Origin of the sequence: Priestia sp. JSM ZJ58, from assembly GCF_044383985.1 — a bacterium.
GTDB classification, from domain to species: Bacteria; Bacillota; Bacilli; order Bacillales; family Bacillaceae_H; genus Priestia; species Priestia zanthoxyli.
In genome coordinates, this window is record NZ_JBISEM010000001.1 from 267597 (window position 1) to 288182 (window position 20586).

Genomic DNA, 20586 nt, shown 5'->3' on the forward strand with positions numbered 1-20586 from the left:
TTTATGCTTCTCGTGAACCGGCAATGTTTACGCCAACAATTCCCCCGAGAATAGCGACTCCAATAAACCCAGCGTGAAATAAAAGCTGCTGTGCAGAAAACAGGTGACTATAGCCGAGGAATTGCAGCAAAAACATTAAAAAAGAATAAGAAATACCAGTGGCTCCTCCAACAAGCAGTCCCTTTGAACCGTTTCGTCCTCCCGCGATAAATCCTCCGATAAACAGTGTAATAAATGAGAGAATAAGTAAAAATAAACGTACGGACTGTTCTTCAAGCGATGTGAATTTTAAAATAAGCGAAAAGATAATGCTAATCGCTAAAGCCATCACTAAGATTGTTGCTACCCCTGCAAATACAGCGTTGCTCATTCGTTTTGCACCCAACTTGTTTCCCCCTCATGAAATAAAAAGATAGGTGAACCCTTAGTACGAGCATATTCGGGATGACTTCAAAATAGACGCATAAAAGTAAGGCTATTTTAAAATAAATGGTACAAACTACAAGGGAATACATAAAGGAGGTCTTTGCAGTGGAACTATTAATCATGGTTGCGCGAACCGTGCTTTTGTATGTAGTAGTTTTAATTATTTTTCGCGTTATGGGCAAAAGGGAAATAGGAGAGCTGAGCATTTTGGATTTAGTTGTCTTTATTATGATTGCTGAAATGGCAGTAATGGCTATTGAAAACCCAAAAGATCCTTTGCTGTATTCAATTCTTCCGATGTTAACGCTTCTTATTATTCAAATTGGTTTAGCTATATGGTCTCTTAAAAGCAATCGAATGCGAAATTTTATTGATGGTAAACCTAGTATTATCATTGAAAATGGAAAAATAAATGAACATGAAATGAAAAGGCAGCGATATAACTTCAATGATTTGCTTGTGCAGCTACGAGATAAAAATATAAAAAATGTAGCTGATGTTGAATTTGCTATTTTAGAATCTTCAGGAAGGCTATCCGTGTTTGAAAAAGATCAGCAATCAGGTAAAAAAGGCAATTTGAATTTGCCTTTTATCATTGACGGCGTTATTCAAGAAGAGCATCTGTTGCATGAACATAAAACAACGGAATGGTTAAGGCAGGAGTTAGAGAAACTGGGGCATTCAAACTTAGACAAGATTTCATATTGCAGCTACGACAACGGAAAATTTTTTATAGATTTAATAGATGTGAAACAATAAAACGCGGAGTGCTCCGCGTTTTATTTTCGTTTAAAATAACGTAAAACAGAAAAGCGATTTAATTCTTCTTTTGTTATCAGTCTAAAAAGCAGCAAAAACAGTACATATACAAAGCTTGTCAGTGCAATTGATAAAATGGTTCGTAAGCTTAACGGGATGGAAGTGAAAAGGTTCATATAAGCAAAGTGTCCAATAAAGCCTGATATGCCCATTACAGCAAAGCTGCGAAGATACTCAAACACATGAAGCTTATACGTGATTTTTTTCATGACCGTAGACAGATGTAAAAGAGTGACAAGCATCATTCCCACAACAATTGCAAGGCCAGCTCCCATAATGCCTAGATTGGGCTGAGTTGCGAGTAAGAAGATAAGAGACGTTTTGACCGCTGCTCCTATAAAACTGTTAATCATGGCGGCTTTTGCAAGGTCTAGCGCCTGCAGAACAGCTTGAAGCGGCCCTTGAAAGTAATAAAAGATAAAAAAAGGCGCCATGACTTTGACAAAAATAGCAGCTTTGTCAGAACCATACATCAATTCCATTACCGGATTAGCAAATACATAAAGAACAACAACGGCCAGTCCGCCTGTTACAAACGACAAGCGGAGAGCTTGATGAAGCCGATATTCGATTTGTTTCATTTGATTCTGTGCAAGAGATTCACTGATTGCGGGAACCAAAGAAGTGGATAGAGACACCGTTACAAAAGAAGGCAGCATCAGGAGAGGGAGTGCAAAGCCTGTTAATTCTCCGTACTGCTTCGTTGCTACCGCTGTCGCTACTCCTGCAATTGCTAAACTTTGAGCTACTACAATAGGTTCTAAAAACCAAGAAATTGACCCAATCATGCGGCTTCCTGTCGTGGGAAGAGCGATTCGCATTAAGTCAAGGAACGTATCTTTGCCCGCATGTAAAGAAGCAAAAAATTTTCGTCTTACCGTTATTTTCTTCTTTCGCTTGAACATAAACACCATGTAAAACAGGGAAGCGAGCTCTCCAAATACCGAAGAGAGCATAGCGCCAGCCGCGGCGTACTCAATTCCATAAGGTAAAAATGCTTTTGTACAGACAGCAATTAACGTAATTCGCACCACTTGTTCAATAATTTGAGAATAAGCAGCGGGCTTCATTTGCTGCTTTCCTTGAAAATATCCGCGAATGACAGACGACACGGCGATGATCGGAATAACAGGAATAATCGCAAGCAGCGGATAGATCGTACGTGAATCTGTAAAGAAGGTTTTTGCTACAACGGGAGCGAATAATATTAGTCCGAGCGTAAATAAAACGCTCAGCGTACACGTAATACTTAAAGAGACGACAAGTATTTTTTTTATTTTATGCCTGTCACCTAAAGCTTCTGCTTCTGCCACTAACTTTGAAATGGCAACCGGTAGCCCAAGCTGTGTTAAGGTGATTACTAATACCAGCGTGGGGACCGCCATCATATAAAGTCCCACACCTTCGTCTCCAATCATTCGAGCCACCACAATTCGATTGACAAACCCGAGTACACGTGTAATTAAGCCAGCAATTATTAAAATAATAGTTCCCTGTAAAAATTTAGACATATACTCACTGCTTTCTTGAGGTTTATACAGTGAATATATGCGCCGTCGGTGTCCAAGCATGACAAGTATTCCTCATACGAGAAAGAAATTTTACGCAAAATGTCAAACGGAAAGGAGGATCAATATGACACATCCATTTATTTCAGCTTCGAAAGAACTTATACAGCCTGTCGTATCCAGCAAAATGGAAGAATTTCATATGCTCGGATATGAAGAAGTAACGGAGAACGATTTATTGAGTTATTTGGAAATGAAAAAATGGAAAAAAGAAAAGGAGCTATCTCTCCATCAAGTTGTAAATGATATTTTATCTGTTAAGATCACGCAGGTGATGAGCTATGTAACCATTGAATCTTATAAATCTGATATGTTCTCAAGTGTTAATAATGGAGAAGACTGGAAAGAATTATTAAAGTAGAGTTTGTAAAATACATGTATTAAAATTTGATAAGGTCTTTATTTGACAGACATTAGGTTATGAATGATAATTAGATTGGTCATTTATCTATTGTTATCATTTCATGTTTTTTACATAAGAAGGAGGATTTTCTGTCGATGGTTAAAAGAGGACGTATCGTTGCCTTTTTCCTCTTAGTACTGCTTGTGTTTAGTACAATCGGAACAACGATGACTGGAATTACAAAAGATATTAAACTTGGCCTCGACCTTCAAGGTGGATTTGAAATTTTATATAAAGTCAGTCCAGCTAAAAAAGGCGATGTCATTGACAAAAAGGCACTTAACAGCACGGTTGAAGCGCTGCGTCAACGTGTCGATGTACTGGGAGTTAGTGAGCCCAGCATTCAAATTGAAGGAAACGACCGCATCCGTGTTCAGCTAGCTGGTGTCACGAATCAAAAGCAAGCCAGGGATCTGTTATCAACTCAAGCAAACTTAACGTTCCGTGACGTGAACGATAAGGTGCTGATGGATGGTACAGACTTAGCGCAAGGCGGAGCAAAGCAATCGTTTGACCAAAGCAATCAGCCTAGCGTCTCACTAAAGTTAAAAAATGCGAAAAAATTTGAAAAGATTACGCGAGAGCTTTCTCAAAAACCAGCACCTAACAATTTAATTGTCATTTGGCTGGATTATGAAGAAGGAAAAGACTCGTACCAAAAAGAATCAGCAAAACAAAATCCGAAGTACCTGTCTGCAGCTTCTGTTAGCAGCGTGTTAACACAGCCAGATGTTGAAATTTCAGGTGGAAACTTCACAGTGAAAAGTGCAACGCAGCTGGCGGAATTGTTAAATGCCGGGTCGCTGCCAGTTAAATTAGATGAGCTATACTCTACATCCGTTGGAGCTCAGTTTGGAGAAGAAGCTCTTCATACGACTATATTAGCGGGTATTATCGGCATCGGAATTATCTTCCTTTACATGCTGTTTTTCTACCGTTTACCGGGGCTTATTGCCATTATTACACTCAGTTTTTATATCTACTTAAACTTAGTTGTATTTGACTGGATGCACGTGGTTATGACGCTTCCAGGGATTGCGGCTCTTATTCTCGGCGTAGGTATGGCAGTAGATGCGAATATTATTACCTACGAGCGGATTAAAGATGAACTGAAAACAGGAAGGTCTGTTATATCGGCTTACCGGGCAGGAAATCGTCGCTCACTTGCGACCATTTTTGATGCCAATATTACAACAATGTTAGCGGCTCTTGTACTGTTCTTTTATGGTCAAAGTTCAGTAAAGGGATTTGCAACAACATTAATGATTGGGATTGTGCTAAGTTTTATTACGGCCGTATACGGTACGCGTTTATTAATGAGCCTTTTAGTAAACAGCCGCTGGTTTGATAAAAAACCAGGCTACTTTGGCGTGAAGAAAGAGCAAATTCACGATTTAAGCAAAGATGACGGCACAACCGTTTTACCTACAGCGTGGGATAAAATTGACTTTGTTAAATACCGTAAAGCGTTCTTCACATTCTCAAGCGTGCTCGTGATTATCGGTATTATCTCGGTTGCTGTGTTTAGGCTGAACCTCGGTATTGACTTTACGAGCGGAACTCGCATAGAGATTCCCGCAAATCATACCGTTACGCAGGCTGAGATACAGCGTGAAATGAAGTCTCTTGATATCAAAACGGATGACATAGTTATTACAGGAAAAAGTAATGATACGGGTGTCGTACGTGTAGTTGGGGTCTTGAATAAAAAAGAAATTGCCAATTTAAAAGACCACTTTAAAGACAAATACGGTTCTGAACCAAACGTAAGCACCGTTTCGCCGACAGTTGGAAAAGAACTGGCGAAAAATGCAATGATGGCGATCGTGATTGCTTCAATTGGAATTATCATCTATGTAACGATTCGATTCGAGTTTTACATGGCGCTTGCAGCCGTGCTTGCTCTGCTGCATGATGCGTTCTTTATCGTTACGGTCTTTAGCTTAACAAAGTTAGAAGTAGATTTAACGTTTATCGCCGCTGTCTTGACGATTGTTGGTTACTCAATTAACGATACAATCGTTACGTTTGACCGCATTCGTGAAAATATGCAGAAATTCAAATCCAAAACGTTTGACGATTTGGCATTTATCGTAAATCTAAGTTTACGCGAAACGTTTACTCGTTCGATGAATACCGTGTTAACAGTTGTGATTGCAGTTGTAGCACTTCTTGTATTCGGAAGTGAGTCCATTCAAAACTTCTCAATTGCCCTGTTAGTAGGTTTAATTCTTGGTGCATATTCATCTGTGTTTATTGCTGCGCAGCTATGGCTTGTGTGGAAAGGTAAACAGTTGAAGCGTGAGGAACAAAAAGAAGTAGAAAGCAAGTAATTCAAAAACGTGCGAAGTGTTCGCACGTTTTTTTGTACGTGAAAATTTAAGGCGCACTGTCAGAAAAATATGCTTATTTTCTTTCGTTGCTCCATTTCATCCACTCTAGTATAATAATGTGGGTTAAGGGGTGAAGAGACATGTTACAGTCAAAAAAACGTTGGAATGTTCAAGAATGTGATGAACAACTTGTTAATGAATTTGTAGAAAACCTCAATATTACACCTCTAGTAGCTTCGTTATTACTTAATAGAGGCATGACAACAGTAGAAGCGGCACGTGAGTTTTTACACGTTGATGCACAAACGTTCCACGATCCGTTTTTATTGCACGATATGGACAAAGCAGTAGCTCGTATTCAGCAAGCAATTGATCATAATGAAAAAATTATGATCTATGGAGATTACGATGCGGACGGCGTCAGCAGTACTTCAGTTATGTTATCTGCTTTACAGCAGCTCGGCGCTGATACTGATTTTTATATTCCTAATCGCTTTACAGAAGGTTATGGGCCGAATAAGGCAGCATTTGATAAAATAAACGCAGGCGGCTATCAGCTGGTGATTACGGTAGACACAGGTATTTCGGCAGTCGAAGAAACGGCGTATGCACGTGAATTAGATTTTGATTTAATTATTACTGATCACCACGAGCCGGGTCCGGTTTTACCCGATGCCTATGCAATTATTCATCCAAAGCTGCCGGGCAGTACATATCCATTTAAAGAACTGGCAGGTGTAGGAGTTGCTTTTAAACTTGCTCATGCGCTGTTAGGGGAGCTTCCGGAACATTTGTTAGAACTAGCAGTGATTGGGACGATTGCTGACTTAGTTCCTTTAGTCGACGAAAACCGCTTAATTGCTCGCAAAGGTCTTGACTATCTCAAGCTCACGAAGCGTACTGGAATTGAAGCGCTGCTGAGCGTATGTGGAGTAAAACGCGAAGAAATTACTGAAGATACAATTGGATTTGCCATGGCTCCTCGCATTAATGCAGTAGGACGTCTTCAAGATGCTGATCCAGCTGTTCATTTGCTTATGACAACAAATGCTGAAGAAGCAAAAGGTTTAGCTAAAGAAATTGATGCGTTAAACAAGGAAAGGCAGCAAATCGTAAACGATATTACGGAAGAAGCCGTTGAATTTGTTGAAAGTATGTATCCTCCGGATGAAAATAGCGTTCTTATTGTAGAGGGAGAAGGATGGAATGCAGGCGTTGTTGGAATTGTTGCTTCTAGGCTCGTAGAAAAGTTCTACAGACCAACAATTGTATTAAGTGTTGACTCTGAAAACCGTATTGCTAAAGGTTCAGCAAGAAGTATCCAAGGCTTTGACTTATTCGCGAACTTATCTAAATGCCGTGACATTTTGCCGCATTTTGGAGGGCATCCAATGGCAGCCGGCATGACGTTAAACAGCGAGGATGTAGAAGAACTGCGCAGACGCCTTAATGAACAAGCAAGCAACGTGTTAACTCAACAGGACTTTATTCCAATTACATCAGTTGATACAGTATGCAAAACAGAGGAAATTACCCTGGAAAACATTGAACAAATGAGTGCGCTTGCTCCATTTGGTATGCATAATCCGAAGCCAAAAGTTCTCATTAAAGATGTTCATACAACATCTATGCGGAAAATTGGTGCGAATAAAAATCATTTAAAACTCGTATTTGAAGACAGCGGTGTATCGGTTGATGCAGTAGGATTTGGGTTAGGCTATATATTAGATGAAGTATCTCCTATAGCTAAGGTATCATTAGTAGGTGAACTATCCATTAATGAGTGGAACAATATGCGCAAACCGCAGCTGATGGTAGAAGATATCTCTGTAGATGAGTGGCAGATGTTTGATTATCGCAGCGCGGTTGATGTCAAACGTTTCTTTGAACAGGTATTCACAGATCAAATGAAAGTTGTTGCTTTTCACGATTCAACAATTGATAAATACAAGTCGATGCTGCCGATGGAACATGTTGTTCTTATTCAAAATGAAGAACAGGCAAAAGCATGCATGTTTGCAGGAGAACAGATCGTTTTATTAGATTTGCCTCCGTCACAGAAGTGGCTTGAAGCTTTGTTTGTCCAAGGTATTCCTTCTAGGATATACGCTATTTTCTTAACGGAAGAAGACCATTATTTTGATACAATCCCAACTCGCGATCACTTTAAATGGTTCTACGGCTTTTTAGCGAAAAAGGGTCCTTTTGATTTAAAACGCTACAAAGAAGATTTAGCAATTCATAAGGGCTGGTCGAAAGAAACGATTGATTTTATGGCAAAGGTGTTTTTTGAGTTAGAATTTGTTACAATAAACAATGGCTTAATTTCGTTAGTGAAAAATTCTACGAAACGTGATTTAATAGAATCTGCGACTTATCGCCAAAAGCAGCAGCAGATTGAAATAGAAAAAAACTTTATTTATACGTCATATGTACAGCTTAAAAATCAATTTCAAGATATTTTTAAGCGTTCGATTGAATGAGGAGGCAACATTAGAATGAATTTTAAAGATTATATTACAATTGTACCTGACTGGCCAAAACCAGGTATTACATTTAAAGATATCTCAACATTAATGGATAACGGTGACGCATACCGTGCCGCAACGGATGAGATTGTAAAATATGCCAATGATAAACAAGTTGATATTATCGTAGGACCGGAAGCTCGCGGATTTATCGTTGGTTGTCCAGTAGCATATGCGTTAGGTATCGGCTTTGCACCTGTTCGTAAAGAAGGAAAATTACCGCGTGAAGTAATTAAAGTAGATTACGGTTTAGAATACGGTAAAGACGTATTAACGATTCACAAAGATGCAATTAAGCCAGGTCAGCGCGTGTTGATTACAGATGATTTATTAGCAACAGGCGGTACAATTGAAGCGACAATTAAGCTTGTTGAAGAATTAGGCGGAATTGTTGTTGGAGCTGCGTTCTTAATTGAACTTTCTTACCTTGACGGCCGTGACAAACTAGACGGTTACGATGTATTCACATTAATGACGTATTAAGAAGAACGATCACATAAAAAAGAGTACCTGATACAGGTGCTCTTTTTTCGTTAAAAAACGTGAATACGTAAAATGGAAATGATGTAAATTTCATAAATTAGACGCAAAGGCTTTACATCCTTGGATTTTTTCAAGATAATAGTTACAATATGAATTAAAAATGCTAGTTGATAAAAGGTGATTTCATGGCAAATGAGCAAGTCCTAACAGCGGAACAGGTCATTGACAATACGAAGCGATATTTAAATGAAGAAGACGTGGCTTTTGTACAAAAAGCATATGATTTTGCAAAAGAAGCTCACAAAGAACAATATCGCAAGTCGGGTGAACCATATATTATCCACCCGATTCAAGTCGCAGGAATTTTAGTTGATCTAGATATGGATCCAGCAACAATTGCAGCTGGATTTCTACATGATGTGGTCGAAGATACAGAGATAACACTAAAGGATTTAGAAAAAGCTTTTAACGAAGAAGTAGCAATGCTAGTAGACGGCGTAACGAAACTTGGAAAAATTAAATATAAGTCTAAAGAAGAGCAGCAGGCTGAAAATCACCGCAAGATGTTTGTGGCAATGGCTCAAGATATTCGAGTCATACTGATCAAACTTGCGGATCGTCTTCATAACATGCGTACGCTGAAGCATTTACCGCAGGAAAAGCAGCGACGCATTTCAAATGAAACGCTTGAAATTTTTGCTCCTCTTGCTCATCGTCTTGGTATTTCAAAAATTAAGTGGGAGCTTGAAGATACAGCTTTACGTTACTTAAATCCTCAGCAATATTATCGCATTGTCAATTTGATGAAGAAAAAGCGTGCGGAACGCGAGCAATATTTGGCTGAAGTTATTGATGAAGTTCGTGAGCAAGTAGATGAAGTGTCGATTAAAGTTGAAATTTCAGGACGTCCAAAACATATTTATTCCATTTATCGTAAAATGGCACTGCAAAACAAGCAGTTTAATGAAATTTACGATTTACTAGCTGTGCGCATTATTGTAAATAGCATTAAAGACTGCTATGCGGTGTTAGGGATTATTCACACGTGCTGGAAACCAATGCCAGGACGTTTCAAAGATTATATTGCGATGCCAAAACAAAATATGTACCAGTCTCTTCATACGACGGTTATCGGACCAAAAGGTGATCCGTTAGAAGTTCAAATTCGAACATTTGACATGCACCAAATTGCTGAGTATGGAATTGCTGCTCACTGGGCTTACAAAGAGGGAAAAACAGCTGAGCATGCTTCATTTGAAGAAAAGTTAACGTGGTTTAGAGAAATTTTAGAATTTCAAAATGATGCAAACGATGCAGAAGAGTTTATGGAATCTCTAAAAGTTGATTTGTTTTCTGACATGGTTTATATTTTTACGCCAAAAGGCGACGTCATTGAGCTTCCTTCGGGTTCTGTTCCAATTGATTTTTCCTATCGTATTCATTCTGAAATCGGAAATAAAACCATTGGAGCAAAAGTCAACGGCAAGATGGTTACGCTTGATTACCGTTTGAAAACGGGGGACATTATCGAAATTTTGACGTCTAAGCATTCATATGGTCCAAGCAAGGACTGGTTAAAGCTTGCTCAAACGTCTCAAGCCAAAAATAAAATTCGCCAATTCTTTAAAAAGCAAAGCCGCGATGAAAATATTGAAAAAGGCAAAGAGCTGGTTGAAAAAGAAATTCGTCAAATGGAGTTTGACTTAAAAGAAGTATTAACAGCTGATAATATCAAACGAGTAGCGGAGAAGTTTAATTTCTCAAATGAAGATGATATGTATGCAGCTATTGGATATAACGGATTAACTGCGGCTCAAGTAGCTAATCGTTTAACCGAGAAGTGGAGAAAGCAGCGCGATCAAGAACAAGAGATCCAAATTGATGACATTGCACGCGACACTGCGGCTAAACGTGTTCGCCAGCATAAACGAAAAGATTCCGGTGTTATCGTACCGGGTGTAGAGAACATGCTGATTCGCTTGTCTAAATGCTGTAATCCAGTTCCCGGAGATGAGATTGTTGGTTTTATTACAAAGGGGCGGGGAGTATCTGTTCATAGAGCAGATTGTTTAAACGTTCACACAGATGATGCTGAAAGCCGTCTTATTCCTGTAGAGTGGGAAACACATATTAAAGAAGGCAAAGAGTTTAATGTGGAAATTGAAATTTCGGGCTACGACCGTCGAGGCTTACTAAATGAAGTTCTGCAGGTTGTAAACGAGACTAAAACGAATATTTCAGCCGTTTCAGGAAAATCGGACCGAAACAAAATGGCTACGATTCATATGTCAATTTCTATTCATAACATCAGTCATCTTCATAAAGTGGTCGAGCGCATTAAGCAGCTTCGAGACATTTATTCAGTTCGCCGAATTATGCATTAAGAAAGGTCGTTATACATGAGAGTAGTCGTACAAAGAGCAAAGAATGCAAAAGTAACTGTTGCAGGGGAGACGGTCGGCGAGATTGAGCACGGATATATGCTTTTAGTCGGTATTACCCACGAGGATACTGAAGCCGATGCAGAGTATGTAGCAGACAAAATTGTAAATTTGCGAGTGTTTGAAGATGAGTCTGGCAAAATGAATTTGTCGCTTCTAGATGTAGAAGGAGAAATTTTATCGGTATCTCAATTTACGCTTTACGGAGATTGCCGAAAAGGCAGAAGACCAAACTTTATGGAAGCTGCTAGGCCAGATCATGCTGTAACGATTTACAACTATTTTAATAAAGTATTATCAGGAAAAAATATTCGAGTAGAAACCGGCGCATTTGGCGAAATGATGGACGTATCATTTACGAATGACGGACCGGTCACACTTATTGTAGAAAGCAAAGAAAAAACGCAGGCTCACAGATGAGTCTGCGTTTTTTCTTTGTTTTGAAAGTAGTGATTTAATCCTTCAGCGATAGCGGATGTAATCATTTGCTGATAACTGATGGAATTAATATACGTTTCTTCCCGTTCGTTGCTTAAAAAGCCCAGTTCAATTAATGTACTCGGACGTGTATTTTCGCGAAGAACATAATAGTTTCCAAATCGTTCTCCTTTGTCTTTCAATTTTGCATGTTCAATGAGTGACTGATGAATAGAATGTGTGAGTGGACTGTCCTGATGCTGATGATAATAATACGTCATAAGGCCAGTTAGCTGTGAGCTGTTCGTACTGTTGTAGTGAACGCTTATAAAAGCATCTGCTTTAGTCGATTGCAGCGTGCGCTGTGAAAGTAGAACGTACTCATCACGGGTGCGGGTTAAAATGACGTGTGCGCCTTCTTTTTGAAGTTTGTTTTGTAAAATCAGCGCTGTTCGGAGAGTGAGATCTTTTTCATATGTGCCCTGTGTGCCGATGGCTCCTTTGTCTTTTCCTCCATGGCCTGCATCAATAATAATGGTTTTGCCCTTTAGGTGCTGCAAGCTTTTACTCAGCGTATAAACAGGCTGGCGCTGCGCTACCTGCATGCTGGGCTGAACGCTACGGAGCGCTACGGTTTTCGTGAATTTTTTAAACACCCAGCCTTGAATACCCGAGCTTTCTACATAATACCAATCTCCTTGACGGTCTGAAACGGATAGTCTTGTATTCTTCGTCAATTTATTTGTAATTGAAAATGAACGTCCTGGACCGCTGCGTACATGAAGAGAGTCAGCTGTTACAACAATGGGTTGATGCACCGGTACATTTGGGCGCTCAAATGAGGAAGAGCACAGTAACAAAAGGATACTTGCAGCCAAAACAGATACAGACTTCATGTTAAGATGGCGAATAGATAGACCTCCTTTTTATAACAAAATAGAGTATTCGATGAAAAGAAAAAAAATCCTTTCTCTTATGTAAAAACATCTTTTTTGGGCAATGCTAATAAAAGGATAAGTAAGTGTAGGCAGGGAGGAAGAAACGATGAAGTTTAGTGAAAAAGGTGAACAATCATTTCAGCAGGTAAATCCGGTATTTGGCATTCATTTTCATGATTTTATTGATAGAGAAAGTGAAGCTTCATCCCTTGAATTGGCTTCTGAATTTGGTTTAACGCTTCGAGATATTCAGAAACTAAGAAAACAATTAGACCGCTCTTAACATGAAAGGTGCTTGACAACTGCTCATTTCATTCGTAATATAGAAAGCAATTGCTAAATTAAAATGAATGTATAACATTTTTATATTGATAAGCCAAAGATCGAGAAAAGTAGTAAAGATGACACATGGCTAGAGAGGAAATGTCTTAGGCTGAAAGCATTTCTACATGATGACTTTATGAAAGAACACTCAGGAGGCTTCACTCTGAAAAGGGAAACTTAGTAGGAGATGAACGTGTTCGTGCGTTAACGAAATGAGTGGAAACATGTCATATGTTTCAATTAGGGTGGTACCACGTGAGATTAACTCTCGTCCCTACTATGGAAAAATAGTAGAGGCGAGAGTTTTTTTGTATTGTAAATTTTAAATATAGGAGGCATATCACGTTATGTCAGTTCAAATACCTAGAGGCACACAAGATATTTTACCGGGCAAAGTAGAATATTGGCAGTTTGTTGAACAGCGAGCAAGAGAAATCTGCCGTGCGTTCAACTACCAAGAAATTCGTACACCAATGTTTGAACACACTGAATTATTTTTGCGCGGAGTGGGAGAAACAACGGATATCGTGCAAAAAGAAATGTACACATTTAAGGATCGAGGCGACCGCAGCTTAACACTTCGTCCAGAAGGAACAGCTGCAGTTGGACGATCATTTGTTTCAAATAAAATGTTTGGAAATCCAACGCAGCCAACAAAGCTGTTTTATATCGGTCCTATGTTTCGTTATGAACGACCTCAAGCGGGACGTTTCCGTCAATTCGTTCAGTTTGGCGTAGAAGCATTAGGGGTAAATGATCCAGCTATCGACGCTGAAGTTCTTGCCCTGTTAATGAGCTTTTACCAATCGCTTGGATTAAAAAAATTAAAGCTGGTTGTTAACAGTTTAGGAGATACAGAAAGTCGTCAAGCTCACCGTCAAGCACTTATCGATCACTTTGCACCTCGCATCGGAGAGTTTTGCAGCGACTGTCAAAGCCGATTGGAGAAAAATCCTCTTCGTATTTTAGATTGTAAAAAAGATCGTGACCACGAACTGATGGCTACAGCGCCGTCTATTCTTGATTATTTAAACGACTATTCAAAAGAATATTTTGAAAAAGTACAGCAGTACTTAACCGATTTAGACATTGACTATGTTGTAGATCCGACGCTAGTACGCGGGTTAGATTATTATAATCACACAGCATTTGAACTAATGAGTGAAGCAGAAGGATTTGGCGCCATTACAACTCTTTGCGGCGGAGGCCGTTATAATGGGCTGATTCAAGAAATCGGCGGACCTGAAACACCAGGTATCGGATTCGCTTTAAGCATTGAACGCTTATTATCTGCATTGGAAGCAGAAGGAATTGAGCTTCCGGTAGAAACTGGCGTAGATTGCTATGTAGTGACAATGGGCGATGAGGCGAAAGAAAAATCTGTTTCAATTGTGAATACGCTTCGACGTGCAGGTTTTGTAGCAGATAAAGATTATCAAGATAAAAAAATGAAAGCTCAGTTCAAAGCAGCCGATCGTGTACAAGCAAAATTTGTTGTTGTTCTAGGTGAAGATGAGCTAGCAAAACAAGTTGTAAACGTAAAGAATATGGAGTCTGGCGAACAGCAAGAAGTATCAATTGATCAATTGGTTAGCTATTTGCAGGAACAAGTATAAGGGGGAACCATGATGACAAAACGTTCATACTACTGTGGAGATGTAACAGAACAAGCAACTGGCGAAACAGTTCTATTAAAAGGATGGGTTCAAAAGCGCCGTGATTTAGGCGGATTAATTTTTATTGATTTACGCGACCGCGGCGGAGTTGTGCAAGTTGTATTTAATCCTGAAAAATCTGCTGAAGCGCTAAAAATTGCTGAAGATGTACGTAATGAATTCGTACTGGAAGTGCAGGGAACTGTTGTAGCTCGTGAAGAGGGAACCGTTAACCCGAACTTAAAAACAGGTAAAATTGAAGTTCACGCTGAGCAAATTACGGTGTTGAATAAAGCCAAAACACCTCCTTTTGCCATTGCGGATCAAACCGAAGTATCAGAAGATGTTCGATTAAAATATCGTTATTTAGATCTTCGACGTTCTGAAATGTTTAACACGCTTAAAATGCGCAATGACATTACAAAAACAATTCGCGACTTCTTAGATCAAAATGACTTTTTAGATGTTGAAACACCTATTTTAACAAAAAGCACGCCAGAAGGTGCACGCGATTATCTTGTGCCGAGCCGCGTACACGAAGGTGAGTTTTATGCTCTTCCTCAATCACCGCAAATCTTTAAGCAGCTGTTAATGGTAAGCGGAGTTGAGCGTTATTATCAAATTGCTCGCTGCTTCCGCGATGAGGACTTGCGTGCAGATCGTCAGCCTGAATTTACTCAAATCGATATTGAAACATCATTTTTATCTCAAGAGGACATCATGACAATGACGGAAGAAATGATGTCTAAAGTAATGAAGCGCGTAAAAGATTTAGATGTAACGACGCCTTTCCCGCGCATGTCATATGATGAAGCGATGAGCCGCTATGGCTCAGATAAGCCGGATACACGTTTTGAAATGGAGCTAGTCAACTTATCAGAGCTTGTGAAAGACTGCGGGTTTAAAGTATTTAGCGCAGCAGTTGAAAACGGCGGAGAAGTAAAAGCGATTAACGTAAAAGGTGCCGCTTCTAGCTATTCACGTAAAGATATCGATGCTTTAACAGAGTTCGTGAAAATTTACGGTGCTAAAGGGTTAGCATGGCTGAAAGTTGAAGCAGACGGCTTAAAAGGACCGATTGCAAAATTCTTCAACGAAGATGAGCAAAAGCAATTTGCTGAAGCTCTTCAAACGGAAGAAGGAGATTTACTTTTATTTGTAGCTGATAAAAAGTCAGTTGTAGCAGATGCACTTGGCGCTCTTCGTCTAAAGCTTGCAAAAGAACAAGGGATTATTGATGAAACGAAATTTAACTTCCTATGGGTAACAGATTGGCCTCTTCTTGAGCATGACGAAGAAGACAACCGTTACTACGCGGCTCATCATCCATTCACAATGCCAGTTCGTGAAGATTTACCAATGTTAGAAAGCGATCCTGGACAAGTCCGTGCACAAGCATATGACTTAGTGTTGAATGGTTACGAACTTGGCGGAGGATCTTTACGTATTTATGAGCGTGATATTCAAGAAAAAATGTTTAAAACGCTTGGATTTACATTAGAAGAAGCATATGAGCAGTTCGGTTTCTTACTTGAAGCATTTGAATACGGTACTCCTCCTCACGGCGGAATTGCGTTAGGTCTTGACCGTTTGGTTATGCTTTTAGCAGGACGCACAAACTTGCGCGATACAATTGCCTTCCCTAAAACAGCAAGTGCAAGCTGTCTATTAACAAACGCACCTGGTGAAGTAAGTGAAGCGCAATTAGACGAGCTGCATTTGCAGGTAAAAAAGCAAAAAACAGAAGCGTAATCGATTAAACCATCTGTTAAATCGAGCCTGTCACTGGAGCACGACAGGCTCGATTTTTTTTGTTTTACTTATTAATTGCAAAGTGATTTTTTCTGTGATAAGATACTTTCAAGAACTAAATAGTCCTGATGTGTTCGTCCTTAATCCAGTTTTGACCGAACAATTTTTTGCTTGGGAGCTCGGAGTTTTTAACGAGCGTACATGCCTCATCTCGAGGACTTACAATGGTTAAAGCAGAGCACCCACCTGCCGAGAGCGGGTTCAAAACGAAGGCACTCGAGACGGCACGATCGGGACTAGCATACATATAAGAAATCCTCTATGTAATGATTTGCATAGAGTTTTTTTATGGAGAAATAACGAATGCTCATGTTCGTTTTGCTAAAAATATGGTATAGTCAATTTCGTTGTTTATTTGAATTAATCATACACGTTGGTGTATTTAATAGAGGAGTGTTTTAACATGTTGCATCAGTTTTCGCGTAATGAACTGGCGATAGGAAAAGAAGGGTTAGCTACTTTAAAAGGCAGCACGGTTGCTATTTTAGGGATAGGAGGAGTAGGGTCGTTTTCTGCTGAGGCTTTGGCTCGGTCAGGAGTAGGTCGTTTAATTCTTGTAGATAAAGACGATGTTGATATTACAAACGTAAATCGTCAAATTCATGCGCTGCTTTCGACGGTAGGTCAGCCCAAGACAGAATTAATGAAACAGCGTATTTTGGATATTAACCCAGACTGTGACGTCGTTTCTCTTCAAATGTTTTATACGGAAGAAACGTATGAAGAGTTCTTTAGTTACAAACCGGACTTTGTAGTGGATGCATCCGATACGATTTCGTATAAAATTCATTTAATGAAAGAATGTTTAAAACGTGATATTCCGATTATTTCAAGTATGGGTGCTGCGAATAAAATGGATCCAACACGTTTTAAAATTGCAGACATTTCAAAGACGCATACAGATCCGATTGCAAAAGTGGTTCGTACTCGTCTGCGTAAAGAAGGAATTCGCAAAGGAATTAACGTCGTTTTTTCTGATGAACGTCCAATCGTTATTCGCGAAGAAGTTCGCAAAGAAGTAGGAAACGATCAAGCGCAAATTCGAAAAGCGAAAATGCCCCCATCTTCTAATGCTTTTGTTCCATCTGTAGCGGGATTAATTATGGGCGGTCATGTTATCAATGAATTATTAAGTAATATTAAGATTCGCCGCGTAGGTGATCAATAAAAAGAAGGCTATCGCAGCCTTCTTTTTTTATGGAAATATCTGTTCTATTTATGCTTTGGATGGAATCTTCTGTTTGATATGTATAAAAAGTACTAATAAATTGAAAAATATGGCTTGATGGTGAATTTACACTGTAGTAAAAAAAGAGATTTATGTAAATTTATTTAACGCTTTATTTACATAAAATTTACGTTTTGGCTTTCTTTCTGTTGTATCTTCTACAGTAATATTCAGAAAGTCTTATATATCAAGGGTTTTGATAGAAATAAGAAAAAATAAACCCCAAATAAGTAAGTTTACAGTAACTTAAAATTCACTTCATATAAAGACAACAATCTACTCGTATAATGTGTCTTGTACCTGTTGTTCGAGTACAAAGGACTAGTACTAATTACACATATATTTATTGGAGGGTAATGTAATGAAAACAAAGGGTTTTAAAGTAACATTAGCAGCTTTTTTAATGGTAGGAGCACTAGCAGCATGTGGTAAAGACGGAGCAAGCAACGACAGTGGTTCGGGCAGCAAAGAAGAAGTGTCAGGTACGTTAACAGCGGCGGGATCTACAGCTTTACAACCACTTGCAGAAGAAGCAGCGAATGGAATTACGGAAAAATATCCAAACCTTTCAGTAACGGTACAAGGTGGAGGTAGTGGAACTGGTGTTAACCAAGTAGCATCAGGAGCAGTTGACATTGGAAACTCTGACGTTCCAGCAGCCGATAAAATCGAAGATAAATCAAAAGCAGATAAACTTGTCGATACGAAAGTAGCGGGCATTGGGTTCGCACTTGTTGTAAATAAAGATGTAAAAGTAGAATCGTTAACAAAAGAGCAAATTCAAAAGATTTTCTCTGGTGAAATTAAAAACTGGAAAGAAGTTGGCGGAAACGACGAAAAAATTAACGTAATCAACCGTCCAGCATCATCTGGTACACGTGCTACATTTGAGAAAACATTAATGGGTGACGCAAAAGTAAATGACAGCGTTGGTACAGCTCAAGATTCAAACGGAGCGGTTGAGCAATCAGTAAACTCAACTCCAGGAGCAGTAAGTTACCTTGCTATGTCGTATTTAATTGGCGATAAAAAAGAAAGTTTAAAAATGCTTAATATTGATGGTGTGGAGCCAACAACAGAAAATATTGTTTCTAAAAAATATCCGTTCTGGTCTTATGAGTACATGATTACAAACGGTGAGCCAAAAGATGGTGCAAAAGAGTACATTGATTATGTATCTGGTAAAGACTTTGCTAAGCAAGTAGAAGATATGGGCTATATCCCAATGACTGAATTCAAAAAATAAAAGTGTTTTTAAAAAGAATAGGGCTGACTAACACAGTCAGTCTTATTCTATTTGAATGTTAATAAAGTATATAGCAAATAAAAAGAAAAGCGAATATATACTGAATATGTAAGGAGACAGAGCGATGAAGGGGAAAAAATCCATTAATTATGTAAAAAGCGAATACATTGGCCGTACGCTTTCTACATTTTGCGGTATTTTAATTGTACTTGTTACGTTAGCTATTATCGTATTTATTTGTGAAAAAGGCATACAGTCATTTTTACAAAGCAATATATCAATCGGTGAAATGTTGACTTCAACAAAATGGAGCCCAAACAATAAAGAATACGGGGCACTTGTGTTTATTCTGGGTTCCATGCTTGTATCAATCGGAGCCGTTATTATAAGTGCTCCAATTGGAATTGCTATTGCCATTTTTAACAACTATATTTCGCCTAAATTTGGGTCAACGGTTTTACGACCGGTTTTAGAGCTTTTAGTCGGAGTTCCTTCAGTGGTATACGGCCTTTTAGGGGTTACCATTTTAGTGCCGCTTCTTCGCGATAACTTCGGCGGAGTGGGCTTTAGTTTGATTGCCGGAATTATTGTCTTAAGCGTCATGATTCTTCCGACAATTGCAAGTATTGCTGACGATGCAATTCGAAGCGTAGCACCTGAATATTTAGAAGCTTCTTATGGACTAGGTTCAACAAGATGGCAGGCAATTAGCCGAGTTATTATTCCATCTGCTAAAACAGGTATTTTAACAGGTATCGTGTTAGGGCTTGCCCGTGCATTCGGAGAAGCGCTAGCTGTGCAAATGGTTATCGGAAATACGGTTAAGCTTCCTGAAAGCTTATACAGCCCAACGGCAACATTAACAGGTATTTTAACAATGGATATGTCTAATACGTTAAACGGAACGGCATGGAATAACGCATTGTGGACGTTAGCCATGATTTTACTGCTTATTTCTTTCGTGTTCATTTTAATTATCCGAGCAATTGGGAAACGAGGTGCTCATCAATGAGAAACAAAAATGCACGCACAGTAAATAATATATGGACAGGTATTTTTTATGGCATTGCCGCTCTAGTTGTGGCGCTATTAGTGTATTTAGTTGTTGAAATTATCGCCAAGGGCTGGGGATTTTGGGATCCGAACTTTTTATTTGGAAAGCCAAGCAATACGATGGCAGGTGGCGGTATCGGACCGCAGCTGTTTAACTCGTTTTACATGCTTGTTTTAACGCTGATCATTTCTATTCCTCTTGGTTTAGGAGCCGGAATTTACTTAGCGGAGTACGCGAAGCAAGGTCGTTTCCTAAATTTCGTCCGCTTATGTATTGAGACAATGGCGTCATTACCGTCCATTGTAGTTGGTTTATTTGGATTATTAATTTTCGTCACATTTTCAGGCTGGGGCTATACGCTTATCGGCGGAGCACTTGTGATTACAATTTTAAATTTACCGGGTTTAACGCGCGTATGTGAAAGTGCGATTGCATCTGTTCCTGCGAGTGTAAAAGAAGCGAGTTTAGGCTTGGGTGCGACTAAATGGCAAACAATTGTCAAAGTAGTGATTCCATCAGCGATTCAACAAATTATCACGGGCGTTATTTTAACAGCGGGACGAATCTTTGGAGAGGCAGCTGCGCTGATTTATACAGCTGGCTTAACGACGCCGATGTTAAATTCAAATGCCGACTTAACGAGTCCTGTAAACCCGTTTAATATTTTTCGGCCAGCGGAGACGCTTGCCGTCCACATTTGGAAATTAAACTCTGAAGGAATTGTACCTGATGCGAGATTGATTGCAACAAAGTCAGCTGCTATTCTAATCATTATGGTTCTGTTGTTTAATATCATCGCTCGTTTAGTAGCAAAACTTTTAGACAGCTACTTTAAAGGTTCAACAAAAACGAAAAAACGAAAAGACGTTAAAAGTGCAGCTTAATAGATAAAGACAAAAAAGAAAATGGCT

17 protein-coding genes, 1 other RNA gene and 1 other annotated feature are annotated in these 20586 nt (G+C 39.2%); of the genes, 15 read left to right on the forward strand and 3 right to left on the reverse strand.

Going from position 1 to position 20586, the window contains the following annotated elements:
* Window position 1 precedes the first annotated feature (1 nt).
* Entirely contained in the window at window positions 2-385 is a 384-nt protein-coding gene (locus ACH6EI_RS01325; RefSeq protein WP_014458132.1) for a TIGR04086 family membrane protein, read from the reverse strand.
* A 146-nt stretch (window positions 386-531) separates the two neighbouring features.
* Here ACH6EI_RS01325 and ACH6EI_RS01330 point away from each other — a divergent pair, with 146 nt between their 5' ends.
* Complete coding sequence (locus tag ACH6EI_RS01330; RefSeq protein ID WP_028411694.1) at window positions 532-1185, forward strand: DUF421 domain-containing protein; 654 nt, start codon at window positions 532-534, stop codon at window positions 1183-1185.
* 20 nt (window positions 1186-1205) lie between these two features.
* On the opposite strand, the gene spoVB is transcribed toward ACH6EI_RS01330, so the two are convergent.
* Window positions 1206-2816, reverse strand: a complete 1611-nt coding sequence (gene spoVB / locus ACH6EI_RS01335; protein WP_028411693.1) for a stage V sporulation protein B — start codon at window positions 2814-2816, stop codon at window positions 1206-1208.
* Window positions 2817-2880: 64 nt separating this feature from the next.
* On the opposite strand from spoVB, the gene ACH6EI_RS01340 reads away from it, so the two are divergent.
* The 6 genes from ACH6EI_RS01340 (at window position 2881) to dtd (ending at window position 11421) form a co-directional block, all read left to right on the forward strand.
* Window positions 2881-3174 (forward strand): post-transcriptional regulator, encoded by a 294-nt coding sequence (locus ACH6EI_RS01340; protein ID WP_028411692.1) that lies wholly within the window; start codon window positions 2881-2883, stop codon window positions 3172-3174.
* 137 nt (window positions 3175-3311) lie between these two features.
* Entirely contained in the window at window positions 3312-5549 is a 2238-nt protein-coding gene (gene secDF, locus ACH6EI_RS01345) for a protein translocase subunit SecDF (protein ID WP_028411691.1), read from the forward strand.
* Between the two features lie 140 nt (window positions 5550-5689).
* Complete coding sequence (recJ, locus tag ACH6EI_RS01350) at window positions 5690-8032, forward strand: single-stranded-DNA-specific exonuclease RecJ (protein WP_028411690.1); 2343 nt, start codon at window positions 5690-5692, stop codon at window positions 8030-8032.
* Window positions 8033-8047: 15 nt separating this feature from the next.
* Window positions 8048-8560, forward strand: a complete 513-nt coding sequence (locus tag ACH6EI_RS01355; RefSeq protein WP_013059309.1) for an adenine phosphoribosyltransferase — start codon at window positions 8048-8050, stop codon at window positions 8558-8560.
* A gap of 185 nt (window positions 8561-8745) precedes the next feature.
* Complete coding sequence (locus tag ACH6EI_RS01360) at window positions 8746-10944, forward strand: RelA/SpoT family protein (protein ID WP_013059308.1); 2199 nt, start codon at window positions 8746-8748, stop codon at window positions 10942-10944.
* 15 nt (window positions 10945-10959) lie between these two features.
* Window positions 10960-11421 (forward strand): D-aminoacyl-tRNA deacylase, encoded by a 462-nt coding sequence (dtd, locus tag ACH6EI_RS01365; RefSeq protein WP_028411689.1) that lies wholly within the window; start codon window positions 10960-10962, stop codon window positions 11419-11421.
* Here the strand turns inward: dtd and ACH6EI_RS01370 are convergent.
* Window positions 11412-12296, reverse strand: coding sequence for an N-acetylmuramoyl-L-alanine amidase family protein (locus tag ACH6EI_RS01370; protein ID WP_223546263.1), 885 nt, complete (start codon window positions 12294-12296; stop codon window positions 11412-11414). The genes dtd and ACH6EI_RS01370 overlap by 10 nt on opposite strands.
* Window positions 12297-12462: 166 nt before the next feature.
* Between ACH6EI_RS01370 and ACH6EI_RS01375 the strand changes: the two genes are divergently transcribed.
* The 8 genes from ACH6EI_RS01375 (at window position 12463) to pstA (ending at window position 20559) form a co-directional block, all read left to right on the forward strand.
* On the forward strand, window positions 12463-12639 hold the full coding sequence (locus tag ACH6EI_RS01375) for a hypothetical protein (RefSeq protein ID WP_013059305.1): 177 nt from the start codon (window positions 12463-12465) through the stop codon (window positions 12637-12639).
* Between the two features lie 87 nt (window positions 12640-12726).
* Window positions 12727-12959 (forward strand) — a binding site (T-box leader).
* A gap of 68 nt (window positions 12960-13027) precedes the next feature.
* Window positions 13028-14296 carry a histidine--tRNA ligase gene (gene hisS, locus ACH6EI_RS01380; protein ID WP_028410586.1) on the forward strand — a complete coding sequence of 423 codons (1269 nt, stop codon included), beginning with the start codon at window positions 13028-13030 and terminating at the stop codon, window positions 14294-14296.
* A gap of 12 nt (window positions 14297-14308) precedes the next feature.
* The gene (gene aspS / locus ACH6EI_RS01385) at window positions 14309-16087 is read left to right on the forward strand and encodes an aspartate--tRNA ligase (RefSeq protein WP_013059303.1); all 1779 of its coding nucleotides are present in this window, start codon (window positions 14309-14311) and stop codon (window positions 16085-16087) included.
* Between the two features lie 119 nt (window positions 16088-16206).
* Window positions 16207-16388: non-coding RNA, 6S RNA (gene ssrS / locus ACH6EI_RS01390), on the forward strand.
* A gap of 162 nt (window positions 16389-16550) precedes the next feature.
* Complete coding sequence (locus tag ACH6EI_RS01395) at window positions 16551-17315, forward strand: tRNA threonylcarbamoyladenosine dehydratase (RefSeq protein ID WP_028411687.1); 765 nt, start codon at window positions 16551-16553, stop codon at window positions 17313-17315.
* Between the two features lie 421 nt (window positions 17316-17736).
* Window positions 17737-18621, forward strand: a complete 885-nt coding sequence (locus ACH6EI_RS01400; RefSeq protein WP_033579664.1) for a phosphate ABC transporter substrate-binding protein PstS family protein — start codon at window positions 17737-17739, stop codon at window positions 18619-18621.
* 124 nt (window positions 18622-18745) lie between these two features.
* Window positions 18746-19633 (forward strand): phosphate ABC transporter permease subunit PstC, encoded by an 888-nt coding sequence (gene pstC, locus ACH6EI_RS01405; RefSeq protein WP_013059300.1) that lies wholly within the window; start codon window positions 18746-18748, stop codon window positions 19631-19633.
* Complete coding sequence (gene pstA / locus ACH6EI_RS01410; protein WP_025750576.1) at window positions 19630-20559, forward strand: phosphate ABC transporter permease PstA; 930 nt, start codon at window positions 19630-19632, stop codon at window positions 20557-20559. The genes pstC and pstA overlap by 4 nt, the downstream gene beginning before the upstream one ends.
* Window positions 20560-20586 lie beyond the last annotated feature (27 nt).

Bases quoted from the DNA above. Each gene is read 5' to 3' on its own strand.
- recJ (WP_028411690.1), top strand. From the start codon at position 5,690: ATGTTACAGTCAAAAAAACGTTGGAATGTTCAAGAATGTGATGAACAA.
- spoVB (WP_028411693.1), bottom strand. From the start codon at position 2,816: ATGCTTGGACACCGACGGCGCATATATTCACTGTATAAACCTCAAGAA.
- pstA (WP_025750576.1), top strand. From the start codon at position 19,630: ATGAGAAACAAAAATGCACGCACAGTAAATAATATATGGACAGGTATT.
- ACH6EI_RS01400 (WP_033579664.1), top strand. From the start codon at position 17,737: ATGAAAACAAAGGGTTTTAAAGTAACATTAGCAGCTTTTTTAATGGTA.
- hisS (WP_028410586.1), top strand. From the start codon at position 13,028: ATGTCAGTTCAAATACCTAGAGGCACACAAGATATTTTACCGGGCAAA.
- ACH6EI_RS01395 (WP_028411687.1), top strand. From the start codon at position 16,551: ATGTTGCATCAGTTTTCGCGTAATGAACTGGCGATAGGAAAAGAAGGG.
- dtd (WP_028411689.1), top strand. From the start codon at position 10,960: ATGAGAGTAGTCGTACAAAGAGCAAAGAATGCAAAAGTAACTGTTGCA.
- ACH6EI_RS01340 (WP_028411692.1), top strand. From the start codon at position 2,881: ATGACACATCCATTTATTTCAGCTTCGAAAGAACTTATACAGCCTGTC.
- secDF (WP_028411691.1), top strand. From the start codon at position 3,312: ATGGTTAAAAGAGGACGTATCGTTGCCTTTTTCCTCTTAGTACTGCTT.
- ACH6EI_RS01355 (WP_013059309.1), top strand. From the start codon at position 8,048: ATGAATTTTAAAGATTATATTACAATTGTACCTGACTGGCCAAAACCA.
- ACH6EI_RS01375 (WP_013059305.1), top strand. From the start codon at position 12,463: ATGAAGTTTAGTGAAAAAGGTGAACAATCATTTCAGCAGGTAAATCCG.
- aspS (WP_013059303.1), top strand. From the start codon at position 14,309: ATGACAAAACGTTCATACTACTGTGGAGATGTAACAGAACAAGCAACT.
- ACH6EI_RS01360 (WP_013059308.1), top strand. From the start codon at position 8,746: ATGGCAAATGAGCAAGTCCTAACAGCGGAACAGGTCATTGACAATACG.
- pstC (WP_013059300.1), top strand. From the start codon at position 18,746: ATGAAGGGGAAAAAATCCATTAATTATGTAAAAAGCGAATACATTGGC.